The sequence below is a fragment of the Moorena producens PAL-8-15-08-1 genome, from assembly GCF_001767235.1.
Lineage (GTDB): Bacteria > Cyanobacteriota > Cyanobacteriia > Cyanobacteriales > Coleofasciculaceae > Moorena > Moorena producens_A.
The window spans coordinates 2,991,892-3,009,877 of sequence record NZ_CP017599.1; the positions used below are offsets into that span (position 1 = coordinate 2,991,892).

Here is a 17,986-nt window from a genome sequence, read left to right on the forward strand (position 1 = left end):
GCCCTTTGCCTTAAAACAGTAAGATGCTCCCATTTTGTTAGGAGCATCTCATTTTGGCAAATATATCGTTTTATTTTGGCGCTAGAATCACAATGATACAGCTATTTGCGGTATGTTTCTTCCAAAGTGAGATGCTCCTACTTTGTTTGGGGCGTTCTTTTTGTTTAACTCCCGCTAATCGCAAACAGGAACTAATCAATACTGGGTAACCCCAAGAATAGGTTGAGCTTTGGTGTTAGCTAACTTTGGTGCTGTGAAGGTACCAGAGTATAGAGGTGATTCCTCTTGAACAATCACTGGTAAGGATTGGCGCATTTGAGCAGCAACCGCTACAGTTTTCACATCATAGGTTTGAGTGACTAGCTTCGGATAAAGACCGATGCCAATAATAGGGATTAACAGACAAGCGGTAACGAAAATTTCGCGAGGCTTGGCATCCCCTAAGTATTTCTCAATAATTAATCCAGAGTTATTTTTACCGAAAAATACCTGTCTGAGCAGTGAAAGCAGATAAATCGGAGTTAGGATTAATCCCACTGCGGCTAACAGAACGATGACGACTTTGAAAGACGAGCTGTATACACTGCTAGTGGTGACTCCAAGAAAGACTGACAACTCACCCACAAAACCACTCATTCCTGGTAAGGCTAGGGATGCCATGGAACCAGCAGTGAAGAGGGCAAATGCTTTGGGCATTTCTTTCGCCATTCCTCCCATTTTTGCCATCGCTAGGGTATGAGTACGCTCGTAGGTGACACCAGATAGGAAGAATAAGGCAGCAGCGATTAACCCATGGGAAAGCATTTGTAAGATAGCTCCATTCATTCCTAATTCAGTGAACGAAGCAATGCCAACCAACACAAAACCCATGTGGGAAATTGATGAGTAAGCTAGTCGTCGTTTGAGATTGTCTTGACTAAAGGCAAGCAAAGCACCGTAGATAATATTGACCACACCTAATACTGCTAGCACTGGTGCGAAGTAAGTATGGGCATGAGGAAGCATTTCTAGATTCATGCGCATCAGTCCATACCCACCCATTTTCAATAAGACCCCAGCTAATATCATCGAGACTGGAGCAGAAGCTTGGCTGTGTGCATCTGGTAACCAAGTATGTAGCGGAAAAATCGGCAACTTGACACCATAGGCAATTAAGAAACCCGCATAAGCTACTAGTTCCAAAGCTATCGGGTAATTCCGATTCCCTAGGGTTTGCATGTCAAAGGTGACTGTATCTCCAGCAAACGCCATCATTAGCGCGGCGACCAGGATAAAAACTGAACCTGCTGCTGTGTAAAGAATAAATTTGGTTGCGGCGTAGAAGCGTTGTTTTCCTCCCCATATAGAAATGAGCAAGTACACTGGCAGCAACTCTAATTCCCACATTAGGAAAAACAACACTAAATCTTGAGCTGCAAACACCCCGATCTGGGCGCTATACATGAACAGCATCAAGCAGTAAAACAAACGCGGTTTATGGTTAATCTTCCAAGCCGCAACAATAGCTAAGGTAGTCACTAAGCCACTTAACACAATCAGAGGCATCGATAAGCCATCGACTGCTACAGACCAACTAATGCCAAGCTGGGGTATCCACGTATAACTTTCCCTGAGCTGAAAATCGGAGTTTCGGAAATCGTAATGATGCCAAAACCCATAGATCATTAGGACAAAATCCAGAAGGGCTACACCTAGGGCATACCAACGAATCATCCTCAGCCACTTGCTGGGAATGAGCGGAATCAGCAGAGATGCCACTAGGGGCAGCAGAATAATCGTCGTTATCCAAGGAAAATTTACGGAGACCATAGCTAAGAATAAATACCTATTGGCTTCTAATTTCAGTATATTAACTAAAGTTAAGAATTGCAAAGGGTATTTGCCAAAAAAACACAAAAAAAATTTTTTGGTAACAATTGCTACCAAAAAAGTAAAGAATTATTAAAAATTTAGGTTAAGGTGGGTGAAACCCAGAAGCCATATGCTATATGGGATATTTTGGGTAATCAGAAGCAATTACCAACTATAACCAGCAGGGGGTCATACTATCGGATGTGGTATTAGCTACTTAATTCCAGAGCAATCTTGGTGCCGTGGGAATCTAGAGAAAGCGATCGCACTTGAGCCTGAATCCCGGCATCGGTCCAAGCTACCGCCATTGCCTCCTGAACCGCTGGTGCTTTTGACTCACTCACCAAAGCCAACAAAGTAGGACCTGCCCCACTAATCACCATGCCATAAGCTCCAGCATCCAAAGCTGCCGCCTCCACAGCGTCATAACCAGGAATCAGCTTTTGGCGATAAGGCTGATGTATCCGGTCTTGCAAACCGACCCGTATCCAATCCCCCTTACCAGACTGCAAACCTCGCAACAACAACCCCAAACTGGCCACATTCAACACTGCATCAGCACGGCTGTAGCTATCAGGCAACACCTGCCGTGCCTCCTGTGTTGAAAGCTCGAAATCGGGAATTGCTACCACCGGGACCAGATCAGAAGACCAAGCAACTTCACAAACTACCCAATCCTGTTCTTTTGCTTGGGGTCTTTGGGGTCTTTGGGGTTTCATCGCCAAACCTCGACCGGTCAAACGACATCCCCCCAAAAGCGCTGGAACCACATTATCAGGATGCCCCTCAATTGCGATCGCTAACTCCATTACCTCCTGCTGAGACAGAGGTTTACCCGCTAACTGATTTGCAGCAATCAATCCTCCAACAATCGCTGTTGCCGAACTGCCCAATCCTCGTGCCAAAGGCACCCCCAAATCAATCTCTAGGTGTACCGGAGGCGGAGTTTTTCCCAGACGCTCATATAATGTTGCAAACGCTCGATAGACAAGATTACTCTCATCTCTACTAACCTTGTCGGCTTCCACACCAGTAACGTCAATCTTAAGCTTGAGTGATCCATAATTTACCGATTCCAGGCGAGTGACTTTAAACTGGTTATACACAGTTAACGCTGCGCCTATGCAATCGAAACCTGGTCCTAGATTAGCGGTAGTACCGGGCACAATAACCCTGACTGTAGAAACAACAGACATTTGACAATATTCTGAACTAAATAATCTTGCCCTAAAAATTGCTCTCCTGTCTACTGGGTTTGGTACATTTATTTACAGTTGGTTGCACGTAAGTGATTTTCACTTGAATAAACGACACCCAGGCAGAAGTGAGAACGATTAATTATCTATGGTAATCATGAATCAGTCTATTCTCAGCCTGTGAAAAATTCGATAAGTCCTGAGTGCAGAGCGTGCTGATACAGCATGTTTGAAATCATCAAAGGCCGATCAGCTGATAGGGGAGTTCTACATTAATAAAACCTGTTACTCCAAAGCCAAAGTATTAAACACCTATAAAATTACAAAATTTTATAATATACCAAGTTTTGTTAATCACGAACTCAATATAGCGCTTTTCAATTGGGTGAGGTACATTTGTTTAGGGAGCAGGGAGCAGGGAGCAGGGAGCAGGGAGCAGGGAGCAGGGAGCAGGGAACAGGGAACAGGGAACAGGGAACAGGGAACAGGGAACAGGGAACAGGGAACAGGGAACAGGGAACAGGGAATAGGCAAAAAATAATGTGTTCCTCATTAGTATGGAAAACGCTAGATAGCTGAGCGCTTTTTGATAATGGGTAATAGGGAATAATAAATTACCTAATTAAATATCAAAAAATATAATAGCGGCTTGGGTGGTTAACTATTAATTGTTAAACATTGTTAAACGTTGTAGGTAAACCATAGTCCCACAAAGAAAAGGGAGTCCAGATCTATTATTTTGTTGCAATCACAAAAAATTGAGTGGAAGCAGTAGCCTGATCACTCCTCCAAATAAATATCCTCTAAGGCTTGATCAAATTTCTTTCTAATTTCCGATAGGTTTTGACTTGCCGCAGACGCTCTAATGGGGGATAGAGAATCATCACACCTAAGGGAACTGCTGTAACTAAAATGGCGATCAGTACCAACACATTTAAAAATCCCAGCTTTAAACCGATACCTAAACTAATGCCCAAGGCTACCGATAACACAGGCACTCCCAGGACTAAGATTTTACTAAACCCACGCTTTCGGCAGCTTTGAGCGACTCCTTCCCCTTCAAAGGCTGCCATAAACACTACCGCATCCACTGCTGCAAAGGTAGCAATCGCGCTATCCGTAGCGCGAAACTTGGCACCAAATCCAGCTACCAACAGGGCTGCTACTCCAGCAAAAAACACTGCTGCTACGGTATCCATAGCCTTTAACGGAATACTAAACCTGGCTCTGAGTCTTGCTACCAGTTTCGAGATCACCCCAGATGTCACAGCCGCAGTCAATCCTAGCATTGCCACCAAGACTGAGACAAAAGTAGCGATCGCAATCCCGATTGTGCCACTGTTACTCACAATTCCCTCCCAAGCCGTAGTTTCTACCCAAGTAGCTGTCGTAGCTAAACCAATCAATAGCGCTAGGGATAGATAGGGAAGTTTTTTCGTGGCAATTGGTACCGGAGCAGTATGGATTTTCAGGGGTAAAACCTGAGTTGACTGTTCAGCATTAGTGTGAATTAATACCTCTCGCTCATAGGTTTGGTCTGCCATCAGCTTACTGGTATCTATCGTAATTTGGCACAACCCTTGATTACCATTAACATCAGCTGTGTCCAATCGAATCCAGTCATGGAAGTAGGGAGTGTGGGGTGGGTCACTGACATGGGGAGCAATTTGCCAGCGGCTTTCTAAGGCTGTGTCTGGAACTGTGTTACAAATCGTGATAGTTTTTGTCAGTTTTTCCCCTAATTTTTTAGCCCTCAACTCTAGATACGATTGGGATAGTTTTGCCTCTGGAATCCGGATAACGTAGATTGGCTTGAGAGCTTCTAAAGCCGTTTCAGCATCAGGAAAACGGTCTTTAGGTTTCAGCTCTACCATCCTTTGCAACCACTCCAGCCAACCCAAACTTACTTGAGGTAGACGATGCTGAAAATTGAGACAATAGTCTTCATCAATTAAAGTATTAATCGTAGTCGATCGAGTACCAGTTAGTAAACAAATCAAGGTCGCTCCTAACCCATATAAGTCTGACGCTTTACTTAGGGCTTTATCAAATAACTGTTCCGGAGCCATAAACCCAATAGTGCCTTTGGCTACAGTACTCACCGCTAGTTCACTATCACCAATCCGAGCCAAGCCGAAGTCTACCAGGAAAACATTGATCGTCTCATCTACTAAGATATTTTCGGGTTTGATATCTCGATGAATGATCGGAGGAATCCGATGTTGTAGGTAAACCAGAATGTTGAGTAACCCAACCGCGATTTGCTTAATCTCCTCCGGGTCAAAACTACGAGGTATTGCCAAGGAAGGAGCATGTTTGTATTCCTGTACCAAACAACAGCCCCTAGTGGTTTGAAATGACCCTAAGTAACGGGGGATACCGGGATGATTCAGTCCCCGCAACACTTGAATTTCCCCTTCTATGGTCTCATAGTCTGACCAGTTACTGTTGCGTTGAGCAAACTGAAACTGCTTGATCACTACCAATTCGTGATTGACCTGGTTTCGGGCTAGGTAGGTCACTCTCCCACCAGCGCGATTATGACCCAATTCCCTGATCACTTTGAAATGGTGACTGGATAAGTCTGGAAAATTGCTCATTAATCTATCGGCTACATCACAATTAAGCTAGGCAGCAATGGGCAAGTTTTAATCCTTTCGGTTAGGCTGGGCTTACCTTGCTTTTATTTACGATAGCTTTAGGATTGGGGAAAGGGAGCGACTAGATAATTTTTTTAATATGGTGGTAATGACAGGCGTTTCCACTTCTCCCTGAGTCTTCCGTGATCTCCTATGAAACTGATCAAACGCACTACGCTCCATTATCAAGCTGGTAACTCAGATAAAATCTACGAAGTCGATCTGTGTGATCTTGGTAACGAGCAGTATATCGTTAACTTCCGCTATGGACGCCGTGGCAAGACCTTGAAAGAAAGTTCAAAAACTGCTCAGCCGGTAGCTTTAGCTAAAGCACAACAAGTGTTTGATCAGTTAGTTGGCTCAAAACTCAAGAAAGGCTATCAAGATGTAACTGAGCCATCAAATAGTGAGACTCAACAAGAGGTTAATGACTTAAATACCAGTAACTTAACTACTAGTAATCTAGTTACCAACGACCCACGCCATCAAGCCATTCTCAACGCGATCGCTTTTGGCACGGCAGAGCCGAACGCAAATCCAGATAGTAGTAAAGGCTCTAGTAAATGGTCCCAAACCCGAGCGATCTGGCGGGCTGGAGAACTTAAAATTCCTGAAGCTACGCCCTTAATTATCCCCCTAATTGGCACTGATCAACCCTTAAAAGACTACTGCATTGCTTGGGCTTTAGGATGGTGTGGTGATGAGCATGTAATTCCTCACCTCCAACGCTTGTATGAAACCCCTTCAACTCCAGACTTTGTCAAGGGGATTGCTTGGGAAGCCTGGATGAAACTCTGTGATCCATCAACTCAAGACCTGTTGCGCTCTCAACAGATAGAGCAATTGCCTGCCGAATTGCAATCCCATATCGAAACCGATAATCCTGCTCAGTTCTCTAATGCCCTACTTACCTATCTAGACAGTAACGACTATACTCGTTTTGGTGTCCTCGATACCCTATATCAAATTAATAATGCTCAAGTGCGCCCAGCACTACTAGACCTATTACGCACTGCTCCCCTACGCCCCAACTACTTCAAAGCCATTCGCCACATATTCAAGATTGCCGAATATCGACAAGATGCCCAAGTATTTGGCATTATCGCCTACCGCCTAGACACCGAGCCACCAATGTTTCATCAGTCTTATTGGCATAAGTATTACTGGGACAGAAATAGTCGCAAATATATTCCCCGTTCCAATTACCTCGGTAGTCCTGATGCTAAACGGGCTTACAGCAACGTAACTCGTGACTATCTACGGCGGCGGGTATGGAGGACTCTCAGGAAATTGGGTGAAGAATGCGATCGCAATTACATAAATCTAGCCCTAGAAGTATTACTGCAATATTCTGATTCTGATGGGGTGCCCGCCAGAACATCAACCTTGTATCGCTGGAACTACTCCAACTGGACTCGCACCAGCTACACTCGCAACTGGGACAGCTATGCTGGTTACTTAACCTTTAACCATATTCTCTATACCAATAGTCCCCGTTACCAATTAATGCCCAACAGCCAGGCATGGCGTTGTCTCGACAACTACAAACCTGGTGATCCAGAGCCAGATGTCCGAGAAGAAGCCTTTCCTAAACTTTGGGAGCAACATCCAGAGGCACTGCTACAGTTACTATTAGAAAGCCATTGTCATCAAGTTCATCAGTTTGCCGCCAAAGCCTTAAGGGTATGTCAGTCATTCTGTAATCAAATCGATACAGAGACTGTAATCAGACTAGTTAACAAACCCTACCCAGTAACCGCTCAACTCGGCTTTGAACTAGCAACACAAAAATATAATTCCGATAATCCCGACAATCCTAACCTAGACTTATTACTTGCCTTAGCCAACTGCCAGTTTCCACCAGCTCGTACTCAAGCCCATCAGTGGATACAAGCAATACCAACTCACTTGATCACGGCTAGCAACCTGATCATCCCGTTAGTCATCAGTCAACACTCCGATACCCGTACCTTTGCCCGTCAGTTACTGACTCAATCAATAGTAAGTGAAGCAACAGCCAAAGTATTAATCGGGCGAATCATTGTAGCAGTACTCGAACTAGAACCAACTCAAACCGATATCGCCAAAGACACTGCTCAAACCCTGCTTCTAGGTTTTACCCCCCAACTCAGGACATTGGGTATGGGAGTAGTACTAGATCTGCTCCAACACCCCATCCCAGAAATCCAGGAATTGGGAGCAAGAATCCTATTCAATCACGAAACTCCTGCCGCTGACTTACCACCCGAATTAATTGAATCACTCCTCAACGCTTCCCATCAGTCAGTGCAAGGGATTGGGGTTCAGATTTTCGGTCAACTTCCCGATCAACGCTTGCTACAAGACTACGACTTAGTATTAGCGATCGCAACCAATCAACAACCACACTTGCGTCAAGGTATTCGTCCAGTAATTCAGCGCTTAGGACAATTATATCCAGAATTTGTAACTCAGCTAGCTACAGAAATCATTACCCTATTGCAGCTACCAGAAAGACATCAAGGTGTTCACCAAGATTTAGTCCAACTGCTACGAGAAGACTTACCCAGCTGGATGACTAGCATTACCAAAGACAACGCGATGGAACTTCTCCAAGCCAAATCATCAGCCGCTCAAGAATTAGTAGGATTAGTACTCCAAGCTAACTATACCACTTGGGGATTAGAATTAGAAACTCCTGACATTGTCAAACTAGCCAATCATGAAATCCTATCCGTCCGTCAAGCCGCTTGGGCAATGATTGAGCAAAGGCTCAACCGTATCCGTAGCGATTCTCAAGACATGTTAGCCGCAGTGCGATTACTAGAAGCAAAATGGCAGGATTCCCGAGAATTTGCTACACAACTGTTTAGCCAACAAATTACCGAACAAGACTGGACACCTGAAGTGATGGTAAGTATTTGTGACAGTACTCGGGATGATGTTCGTCAATTTGGGCGGGATTTAGTCCTACGTACCTTTCAGCAGAGTTATGGTCAAGATTATCTCCTCAAATTTAGTGAACATCCCAGTCAAGACATCCAGCTATTTGCCACTAACTATCTAGAACAGTATGCCCTAGATAATCCCGACCGTTTGCAAGACTTAATTCCCTACTTTATCAGTATTTTGTCTCGGGTTAATCGCGGACGAATTGCTAAACAGCGCGTGTTTGCATTTCTAGAAGGTGAAGCCCAAAAAAGCCAAGCAGCTGCTAAAATAGTAGCAGAAATCTTAACACGACAATCCATCACAATGGCTATTGGTGATAAAGCCCGTTCAATTCAGATCATGCTTAAGATTCACCAAAGCTATCCTACTATTCCTCTTCCAATTCAGGTTAAACCAGTATCCGAAGTCAGAGGAGTGTAGGAATTTATCAGTTGTAGATTTTAGGGAACAGGGAACAGGGAACAGGGAATAGGGAGTAGGGAGTAGGGAGTAGGGAGTAGGGATAGTACGAGGCGTAGGGTGCGTTAGGGACGGGCTGGCCCTGATTTTCCGCCTCGAGCGCCAGTGTTAGGATAGCCCGTCCCGTAACGCACCGCCAGCGTTGGGACAGCCCGTCCGGAAATGAAACGGGCAAGATGCCCGTTCCACCAAGATGCCCATTCTACCCACCGGGTCAAACATTAAAAATGAGATGCACCCAGCCATCACCTCAGCTCTTAACAATTTAAAAAATACTTCAATACCCTAAAAATTATGGAATTCAACTACGCCTATAAAAATAGTACAGCAATTAGCGATCGCGGCAGCAGCACCCAAATGTCCTTCTCCCCAGACACCAAGCGTCCTCCCACCTACTTCATTGGTGAATTAGGGAAAAATGTAGCCTTTCGAGAAGCCATCAGCGCCCTACATGACGTAGTAGTTTCCGATTTACGCTTCAAACCCAAAGACAGAACTGAGTATAAACAATGGCGTGCCAACCAAGACCAACAAGACTGGCAAATCATAGCCGCACAACGCCAAGACCTCGCCAATAAAATTCAACCCTTACAAGCAGAACTAACTCAATTAAATCAGAACCGATATCAACGATTATCCACCTTTTATAAAGCCAGACAGCAGTACTACAATTACCTCTATCAGAAAGACCATGATGCCTGGTTTGTCCTCGATCCAGTAATTACCGTTCATCCCGATGAAGTCTTCTTTGAATGTTTCAGCCAAGATGAATCCAGTTATGGCCGACTAGGAGCCAGCTACGAAGTCTTTAAAACTATCAGCGAATTCGCCTGCGGTACAACAAACATAGATTACTCCGCCGCCCTATACAACGAATTTCAAAAAATCCGCAGTTACAAGACAACCCAATTTGAAATTGACCCCTCCGGTTTTGAAGTCAAAACCACCCATGAAGCAGCATTTAAAGAAGTCAAAATTGACCTACCAGACAGTTGGGTAAGAGGATTTCTACAAGTCAGTTCCGCCATGGCCTTACCTGCCACCACCTTTGACTTGCAGCCCATGGATATTCACAATATCTGTTTTGTGTTGCGTCGCCACAAAGAAAAAACTGGTCCACGGGGAATGCGTTACCATCTCAAACCAGGAGAACCCGTGCGAATAGTATTTGAGCCTTGGAACATCGAAATAGTCTGTTCGCGATCGCCCTATCAAGGTTCATCAGAACAGGTCATCCGAGTTTGGGGACGCCGCCGCCTCCACATCCTAGAACGTCTTATTCCCATTGCCAACAAATTTACCATTCACCTACTCGGAACCGGCATGCCATCCTTTTATGTAGCTGACCTAGGGGATATGTCCTTTACCCTCGGCTTATCAGGATGGACAGCTAACGATTGGTCTCAAGCTGGGAACTTTGACTTAATGGCACCCCGTGCAGATGTAGACCAGTGGACTCAACAACTCATTTTTGACGCACTCAGAGAAAACTGGGTAGAAAGTCCCCACAGTCTCGCCCAGCGCTTAGACTTAAGCCCTACTGCTGTCCTAGGTGCCTTAGGAGCTTACACCCAAGCCGGACGAGCCATTTACGACTTAAACAAGCAAGTATATCGAGTCCGGGAACTCTCCCGAGAGCCCTTACCCATGGAACGGTTAAGGTTTGCCAATCAGCGAGAAGAAACAGCAACCCGCTTCTTAAGTAACAATGCTGTACAAATAACCTCAGTAAACGACACTCAAGGTACACTCCAGCTACAGGGAAATGTCAGAGATAAAAGCAAAACCTATAATCCCGCTTTGACAATTGATCGTGATGAACGTATAATAGCAGCAGAGTGTACCTGTAATTGGTATCAGCAAAATAAGCTGTACAAAGGTCCTTGTGAACACATTCTGGCGTTGCGGATGCAGCACGCTCGTCAGTCTCAATAAATCACGTCCATTCCATCAGTTGGTAAACAGCCTTGCAATCTGGGCGGTGGATCGCCGTCCCTGCGATAAGTTCAACCACGCATCACTAGCCTGCTCGTGACTGTGCGGGCTATCGGGTGCTATCGCTATTACGGTTTCGTTTTCTTAAAACTAATTAGCGATAGCACCCGAGCCCGCTTGAGTTGAGCAGTCTAGTCCGAGGGAGTTTACGAAGGGGTAACCAACGGAGTGGGCGTTATTTTTTGGCGTTGCTTAATCTGGGAATGGTTAACCAGACAAGGTAATTTTTTGATATTTGAAATAATAAATAAGAAGGGCATTGCTTGATTGAGCAATGCCGATACTTTTGCTTCATCTTGGATAGTTAGTTGAGTAATGGATAGTAAAATTCCCCTCTGTTTTACCTAACACTAATTAATCGAGGTGCCCAACTAACCATAAAAAACCATTAACAATTAACGATTTAGGCTCCGCCAATCTGAATATTGCACACCCGCACCGGCACACAAGAATGGGTCATTTGAGCAATTTGTATCGGTTCCCCTTTACCACACATATGGGTACCACACTGCTCCCGTTCCGAAGCCACTCCAATGGCATCAACACTATTCCAGAAATCAGTACTCATAGAATGATAGGTGACATCCTTCAGCATGCCCACTACTTTACCTTTCTCCACCTTCCAGAAAGCATCTCCACCAAACTGAAAATTACGTCGCTGCTGGTCAATGGAAAAACTACCTCTACCATCAATTAAAATGCCCTCCTCAGTCTCAGCAATCATTTCTGATAGTGTGGCAGAGTGACTTCCTCCCTCTGCTCCCGGTTCCAACCCTAAATTAGGAATCCGCACCATTGGTACACTTGACCAACTATCGGCGTAAGCGCAACCGTTACTACTGGCATTACCTAGTCGATAAGCGGTTTCCCGGTCAGTGAGGTAGTCTACTAAAATGCCATCCTTGACAACATACCAATCTTGTGATGGTACCCCCTCATCGTCATAACCTAAAGTACTACGTCCCCCGGATTGAGTGCGATCGCATTTAAAATTCACCCAAGGAGCAGCATATTGCAACTTGCCCAATTTATCAGTAGTCGCAAAGCTAGTACCAGCAAAATTCGACTCATAGCCGTACACCCGATCCAGTTCCGTAGGGTGTCCCACCGATTCATGAATTGTTAGGTGGAGATGACTAGGCTTCAGAATCAGAGTGCTGCGAATACCAGAAGGTCCTTTGGGAGCATGAACCTTCTCTATTGCTTCTTCTGCTACCCGTTCTACCTGATTCAAAAGGTCTGGAGGTTGAATATGCTCATAACCGATATTTAAAGGTGGACGCTCATAGCTACGGCTTTGAGCATCCCCATTGGCAACTGCTGTACAACCCATACCTGGATAGCTGCGGTATATAGTTTGTTCAATTAGGGAATCAACAGTAGACGCAAAAATCTTGTCTTCACGAGTAAAACGCAGGAAAGAGTAAGCCTTCTTAATTCCGCGATCGCTATAGCTAAGCAATTGATTATTAATACGCAATAGTAAATCGGCTTTCTCAGTAATTGGTATAGTAAACGGGTCAATTTCGATTGGAGTAATATAGCTATCGCGATAGGCTTCTACTGGCGCTAATCTTACCTGTGTTTGCTGAGAAAGGCGGCTACCTTTAGCAATCTCTACAGCTAAAGCCACCATTCGTTCCACTTCCTCTGGAGTTTTATAGGGACTTGCCGCAAAGCCCCAAGCGCCCTTTAGTAAAACTCTTACCCCAAAGCCAGAACTAACATCATCACAGAGTTGGCTAAGGGAGCGATCGCGTGCGGTTAAGTTCTGATTACGGTAAGTACAAATACGGATATCTCCATACTCACACCCAGCTTTACGAATTAAATCAATCCCTAGTGTCGCCAAGTTTCTCGCCAAGTCAGTAGTCGTAATTGGTGCTAAGGCTTGTATCATATGTAAAGTATGTAAATAATTTTTAAGAACAATGCCTAATATGGATTAAAGTTGCTATAATTCCACTGGAATTAGATTAGGCTTAACCTAGCCCTCTCCTCATTTTAATAAAGGTCAGTAAAATCCAAGTCGCTGGTTGTAACCATTCAGCCTAATCCTAAAAGCAATAACAAGTAATAAGAACCAATAATAAATCAGCGTGTTTCTAGTTGTCCAGAATCAATCATTTACGAGCAGCCCTAGGTCAAATACCTGAGTTTTCCTTGATTCAAGACCTGAATGCATTGAGATAATAGGTCAATTGTTAATAGTTAATTAAGGATCCGTAACAGCTATTAAAATAGATTTGCCCTGGTTTTAGTTGATATAAAAATATTTATTACAAACTCTATGGTAACCTGAAATAGCTTCAGTAATTCTACATCTAGTGAGCTGATCGACTAATTATCCCTATTTCCCTAGCTCCTCCTTAGTCTCAACCGACAAAGAAACAGCCCTGCTCCAAAGCAGGGCAGATCAGGTTTGTTGTTAAGGTTTATTTTTATCAATTGGAAGCCCCCGGTATAGTCTTCGATTTACCGGGGAAGCATGTCAGTGATCTTCAAATTCAGGATAAATATCCTTTTCAAAGATTTCCTTAATCCAGTCAGGTAAGAAATACTCAGGCTTGTTGATATCCATATCCTGGCGGAGATCCACTTTATACTTGGCATCCCGTGGTGCGATGGAAGGAACCCAAGCTGAATGGAGAGACAAAGCAAATTTAACGTCCTCGTGACCCAATTTGGTAATTGGTCCTGCGGCCAGATTTCCTGCTTGCCAAATCCAAAATTCAGACCCACTAGGAGTAGTTACCGTCGCCACGATATACCCTTCAAGTTCGTCAGTTTGCCCTTGCTTAGGAACATAAATAGGGGTATTAACGACATACCCTCGTTCAATAGCCCATGAATCTTTAACTTCCATATCCACTGGAGACCATCGCAAAATACCCGATGGTTTCCAATTAGGTAAATCGTTTACTTGTACCTCACGGAAAGGATGATTAGCGTATAATTCAACCAATCGGCGTGGGGTAATTTCACTAATATACCCAGCGTAGTTTACCCAAATATTCTGAAACTGTGTGGGAGACGTACCTTGAATTCCTTGATATGTAGGGAGTGCAACTCCCCAAAAATCCTCGAATAAGCAAGGTTGTTCACTCTTTAGTTCCCCTGTCTTCGCATTAACAACACATTTACCAAAACCCTGCTGATCATATACACCAGGAGGATAGCCATAAAAAGCAGATGGAACAAATTCAAATAAGGTTGGCCATCTTTTATCCGATTTCTGTAGCCACTCGCTAACATCATGACCAGAAGCTAACACCAGATGCAAGATCAAATTTTCTCCATCATTATCTTCATAATCAGCATAAAAATGAACACATTCGCGAGGGATTGTGATGTGTTTCGCAATAGCTTTTCCGCCCTGAAGTTGTGCTCGCGGCACTAACCAGACTTGATTGTAAGCTGATTGAGCTTTAGCTTTTACTTCAGGAATTAACATTCTTAAAGATTCTATGCGAAAAGCCGTGTCAATAATTACCACGTAGTTTTTGGTAATTACTATCTGGTGCGTAGATTGCTTAATTTCAACTGGTTTATTGGTGCGATCATCAATTATTTGGGTTGTCTGGAACTTACCTTGACCATTCCAAATATGTATATAAGTATCTGGATCAATTGCTCCCACACTGATTGGAATATCAAAGATGCAATTAATAATAAATATTTCTCCCGTATTCTGATCGTAAGCGGTATGGGCTGCACTCATATGCATAGGAAAAATCCAGGGTATTTTAATATCCCCAAGACTTGGTATGCCATTTATTTCTAAAGGAATCCATTCCGAGCGATCGCCTACAGGTGTCACTGGTTTTAGGGTGGTTAAGTCAAACTCGAAAGGACGACCTGAATCAATGGTGGCAAACATACGCCAAGAGTTATTATCCGGATCTTGGAAAGCTTGAATTGCTGTATTACATTGGTTTTGTACGCCTAATCTGGGGCTTAGACGAGCCAAACCTCCCAGATTACGAAATCTAAATAATCTCCCAAACAGTAATTTTCGCAAATTTGTTAAGTATGTCCACCAGGGCTGTTCATTTATTTTTTGATCGCAGATGACAGAAGGCGTGCGAAATTGTTCGCTTTTGAGATGGATGCTTCCGCTTTTAAAATCTAAACGATACAACTGTCCATAGCCATTAAACCAAGGAGTAGCTCCATTTTGAGGTGTTGGAACTAACCAAAAAGCGTGTCCCTCACAATCAGAAGGAATTTCTCCCTCAATTACATTCATCTCTAGGTCGAGAGATGCTGTATTGTGTTCGCGGAGGTTATTGGGTAAGTCAGTTGAAAATGTTGCTTTCGGTTTTGCTGTCATGGTTACTGTTTTGGTCTATAACCAATACGCATATATCTTGGTATATTCTACCAGTATAAGTAAATGTTAAGACATAGTTCTCTTCTGTGATAGGAAATTTTACGTTCCGAAGTTCTCTTTAAACTAAAATACTATGTCCTCAACTATAATTCCAGGGCAAACCCATCTAAATTCTAGAAGTCTTACTCAGAAGCGATTCAGCCCAGTTTTGGGTAGACAGCCCGGTTTTCGAGGTTTCCACAAGGCTATCAGCTATGCACAGGTGCAACTCGTGAGCGACTGCATCAAGACAGCGTGCCCATAGCCCATAAGTGGATAACTGATAACTGATAACTGATAACTGATAACTGATAGCTGAACGCGCACCCGTGGGCGTAGCGCATTAGCTGATAGCTGATAAGTGACAGCTAAATTATTACAAAATTGTCCCTCTCTTATATTACTTTAAAAAACTCGTTATAATAGATGACAATTAATTCCTAAAAAATCAACTATGCTGACTGGCTCAATGTTACTAAAAATAATCACAGTCTTGACCGCAATGGGAATGAGTTTACTTTTAGGGAACGTAGATTACTACAATAGATTTAACCCTCAGCAATCTTACCCCACAGCAAATAACTACCAGACCAAACAAAACAAAACTTTAACCAAGATTGAATTTGGCCAGACTAAAGATGGTCAAAACGTTTATCTCTATACTTTAACCAATACCAATGGTTTAGTAGCTAAGATAACCAACTATGGTGCTACTCTTACTGAATTACACTTGCCTGACAACAGCGGTAAGCTAGACGATGTCGTGCTGGGATTTGATAGTCTAGAAGCTTATTTGACCGCTAAGCACTACCTATATTATGGTGCAATTGTTGGTCGCGTCGCTAATCGGATTAAAGATGCTCAGTTCACTCTCAATGGTCAAAAGTATGATCTAGCTGCTAATGCCCCTCCCCATCACATACATGGTGGTAACAAAGGTTTTGACAAAGTGGTTTGGAAAGCTGAACCAATTAACAGTAGCCAAAGACAGGCACTAAAACTAACTTATCTGAGTCCTGACTCAGAAGAAGGATATCCAGGTGATTTGAAAGTGACAGCCATTTACACTCTGACTAACGATAATGAGTTAAAGCTGGAAATGACTGCTACCACTAACAAACCTACTCCTGTCAACTTGGTAAATCATACATATTGGAACTTGGCTGGTCATGGTTCTGGGAATATTCTAGGACAATATTTAACGATCAATGCCGATAGATATACGCCTAACAACGAACAGCGCATCCCTACAGGAGAGATTAAATCAGTTAAAGATACACCCTACGACTTTACTCAGCCTCAGTTGATTGGAGATGGCATTAATCAGCTTAGAAATACCCTAAAGCCAAACTATCCAGGAGGCTACGACCTCAATTATGTCTTGAATGGAGAATCAGAAAAAATAAAACTCGCAGCTACTGTATATGAACCAAAATCTGGTCGGGTGATGGAGCTTCACAGTAATCAGCCAGGAATACAGTTTTTTTCGGGAAATCTTCCTAAGCTTAGAACTGTGGGGAAAGGAGATGTTGTTTATACAAATCATCAAGGTTTGTGCTTAGAGACACAACATTTTCCTGACTCAGTCAATCAGCCTAACTTTCCTTCGGTTATCTTGCATCCAGGTGAAACTTACCGACACCTAATGGTTTATAAATTTTACACCAAACAAAATAATCTAGGAAAAATTATTGCTCCCAATACTCAAGTTGAAAAGGTAGCAGGAGGTTTTAAGTTTACTGAAGGACCTGTTTGGCATCCCGACGGCTTTCTACTATTTAGTGATATTCCAGCTAATACCATTTATAAATGGCAACCAGAGCAAAAAACCGAGATTTTTCGTCAACCTTCTGGCAATGCTAATGGTAATACGTTAGACCGCTCAGGGCGTTTAGTTACTGCCGAACATAGTAATCGTCGTCTATCCTTAACACAGAAAGATGGAAAAATTGTAACTCTAGCTAGTCACTACCAAGGCAAGCGGCTGAATAGTCCCAACGATCTAGCAGTCAAATCAGATGGTAGCATCTATTTTACCGATCCTCCCTATGGCATCAAATCGGAACAAGAAGAATTAGGCTTTTATGGTGTTTATCGCCTAGCACCAGATGGCACACTAACTCTGCTAGTTGATGACTTTGTGCGCCCTAATGGTATTGTCTTTTCCCCAGATGAAACTAAATTATATGTCAATGATTCACAAAGAGGTCATATTCGGGTTTTTGATGTCAAGCCAGACGGGATGTTAGAGAATGGAAAACTTTTTGCCGAACTGAAACCTCCTAGTAAAGAGGGGGCAGCAGATGGTATGAAGGTAGACATCCAAGGAAATGTTTACAGTACTGGACCTGGGGGAGTTTGGATTTTTGATCCCAGCGGCAACCTACTGGGCATTATTGAAGTGCCAGAAGCTCCCGCTAATTTAGCCTGGGGCGACAGCGACTACCAAACCCTCTATATTACAGCAAGAAACAGTCTTTATCGTATCCGCCTTAAAATTCCGGGAGTGCTACCAGGCAGAATGGAAAATGACAATTAGATTC

At 43.5% G+C, this 17,986-nt stretch carries 10 protein-coding genes; 3 read left to right on the forward strand and 7 right to left on the reverse strand.

Going from position 1 to position 17,986, the window contains the following annotated elements; translation table 11 throughout:
* Nucleotides 1–195: 195 nt before the first annotated feature.
* From BJP34_RS11315 to BJP34_RS11330, 4 genes are all read right to left on the reverse strand, one after another.
* Nucleotides 196–1,809 carry an NAD(P)H-quinone oxidoreductase subunit 4 gene (locus BJP34_RS11315; RefSeq protein ID WP_070396616.1) on the reverse strand — a complete coding sequence of 538 codons (1,614 nt, stop codon included), beginning with the start codon at nucleotides 1,807–1,809 and terminating at the stop codon, nucleotides 196–198.
* 251 nt (nucleotides 1,810–2,060) lie between these two features.
* Nucleotides 2,061–3,047 (reverse strand): homoserine kinase, encoded by a 987-nt coding sequence (gene thrB, locus BJP34_RS11320; protein WP_070392438.1) that lies wholly within the window; start codon nucleotides 3,045–3,047, stop codon nucleotides 2,061–2,063.
* Nucleotides 3,048–3,447: 400 nt separating this feature from the next.
* Nucleotides 3,448–3,600: a hypothetical protein gene (locus BJP34_RS42960; protein ID WP_158517137.1), complete on the reverse strand. Its 153-nt coding sequence runs from the start codon at nucleotides 3,598–3,600 to the stop codon at nucleotides 3,448–3,450.
* 250 nt (nucleotides 3,601–3,850) lie between these two features.
* Nucleotides 3,851–5,647 (reverse strand): serine/threonine protein kinase, encoded by a 1,797-nt coding sequence (locus tag BJP34_RS11330; RefSeq protein WP_070392440.1) that lies wholly within the window; start codon nucleotides 5,645–5,647, stop codon nucleotides 3,851–3,853.
* 192 nt (nucleotides 5,648–5,839) lie between these two features.
* Here BJP34_RS11330 and BJP34_RS11335 point away from each other — a divergent pair, with 192 nt between their 5' ends.
* Nucleotides 5,840–9,037, forward strand: a complete 3,198-nt coding sequence (locus tag BJP34_RS11335) for a WGR domain-containing protein (protein WP_070392441.1) — start codon at nucleotides 5,840–5,842, stop codon at nucleotides 9,035–9,037.
* 7 nt (nucleotides 9,038–9,044) lie between these two features.
* Here the strand turns inward: BJP34_RS11335 and BJP34_RS39370 are convergent, their stop codons facing one another.
* Nucleotides 9,045–9,251, reverse strand: coding sequence for a hypothetical protein (locus BJP34_RS39370; RefSeq protein ID WP_149030918.1), 207 nt, complete (start codon nucleotides 9,249–9,251; stop codon nucleotides 9,045–9,047).
* 119 nt (nucleotides 9,252–9,370) lie between these two features.
* Here BJP34_RS39370 and BJP34_RS11340 point away from each other — a divergent pair, with 119 nt between their 5' ends.
* Nucleotides 9,371–11,011 carry an SWIM zinc finger family protein gene (locus BJP34_RS11340; protein ID WP_070392442.1) on the forward strand — a complete coding sequence of 547 codons (1,641 nt, stop codon included), beginning with the start codon at nucleotides 9,371–9,373 and terminating at the stop codon, nucleotides 11,009–11,011.
* Between the two features lie 463 nt (nucleotides 11,012–11,474).
* Here the strand turns inward: BJP34_RS11340 and BJP34_RS11345 are convergent, their stop codons facing one another.
* Nucleotides 11,475–12,971 carry a TldD/PmbA family protein gene (locus BJP34_RS11345; RefSeq protein ID WP_070392443.1) on the reverse strand — a complete coding sequence of 499 codons (1,497 nt, stop codon included), beginning with the start codon at nucleotides 12,969–12,971 and terminating at the stop codon, nucleotides 11,475–11,477.
* A 591-nt stretch (nucleotides 12,972–13,562) separates the two neighbouring features.
* Nucleotides 13,563–15,404, reverse strand: coding sequence for a carotenoid oxygenase family protein (locus tag BJP34_RS11350; protein ID WP_070392444.1), 1,842 nt, complete (start codon nucleotides 15,402–15,404; stop codon nucleotides 13,563–13,565).
* A gap of 493 nt (nucleotides 15,405–15,897) precedes the next feature.
* Here BJP34_RS11350 and BJP34_RS48690 point away from each other — a divergent pair, with 493 nt between their 5' ends.
* Nucleotides 15,898–17,982 (forward strand): galactose-1-epimerase, encoded by a 2,085-nt coding sequence (locus BJP34_RS48690; RefSeq protein ID WP_202972090.1) that lies wholly within the window; start codon nucleotides 15,898–15,900, stop codon nucleotides 17,980–17,982.
* Nucleotides 17,983–17,986: the final 4 nt, after the last annotated feature.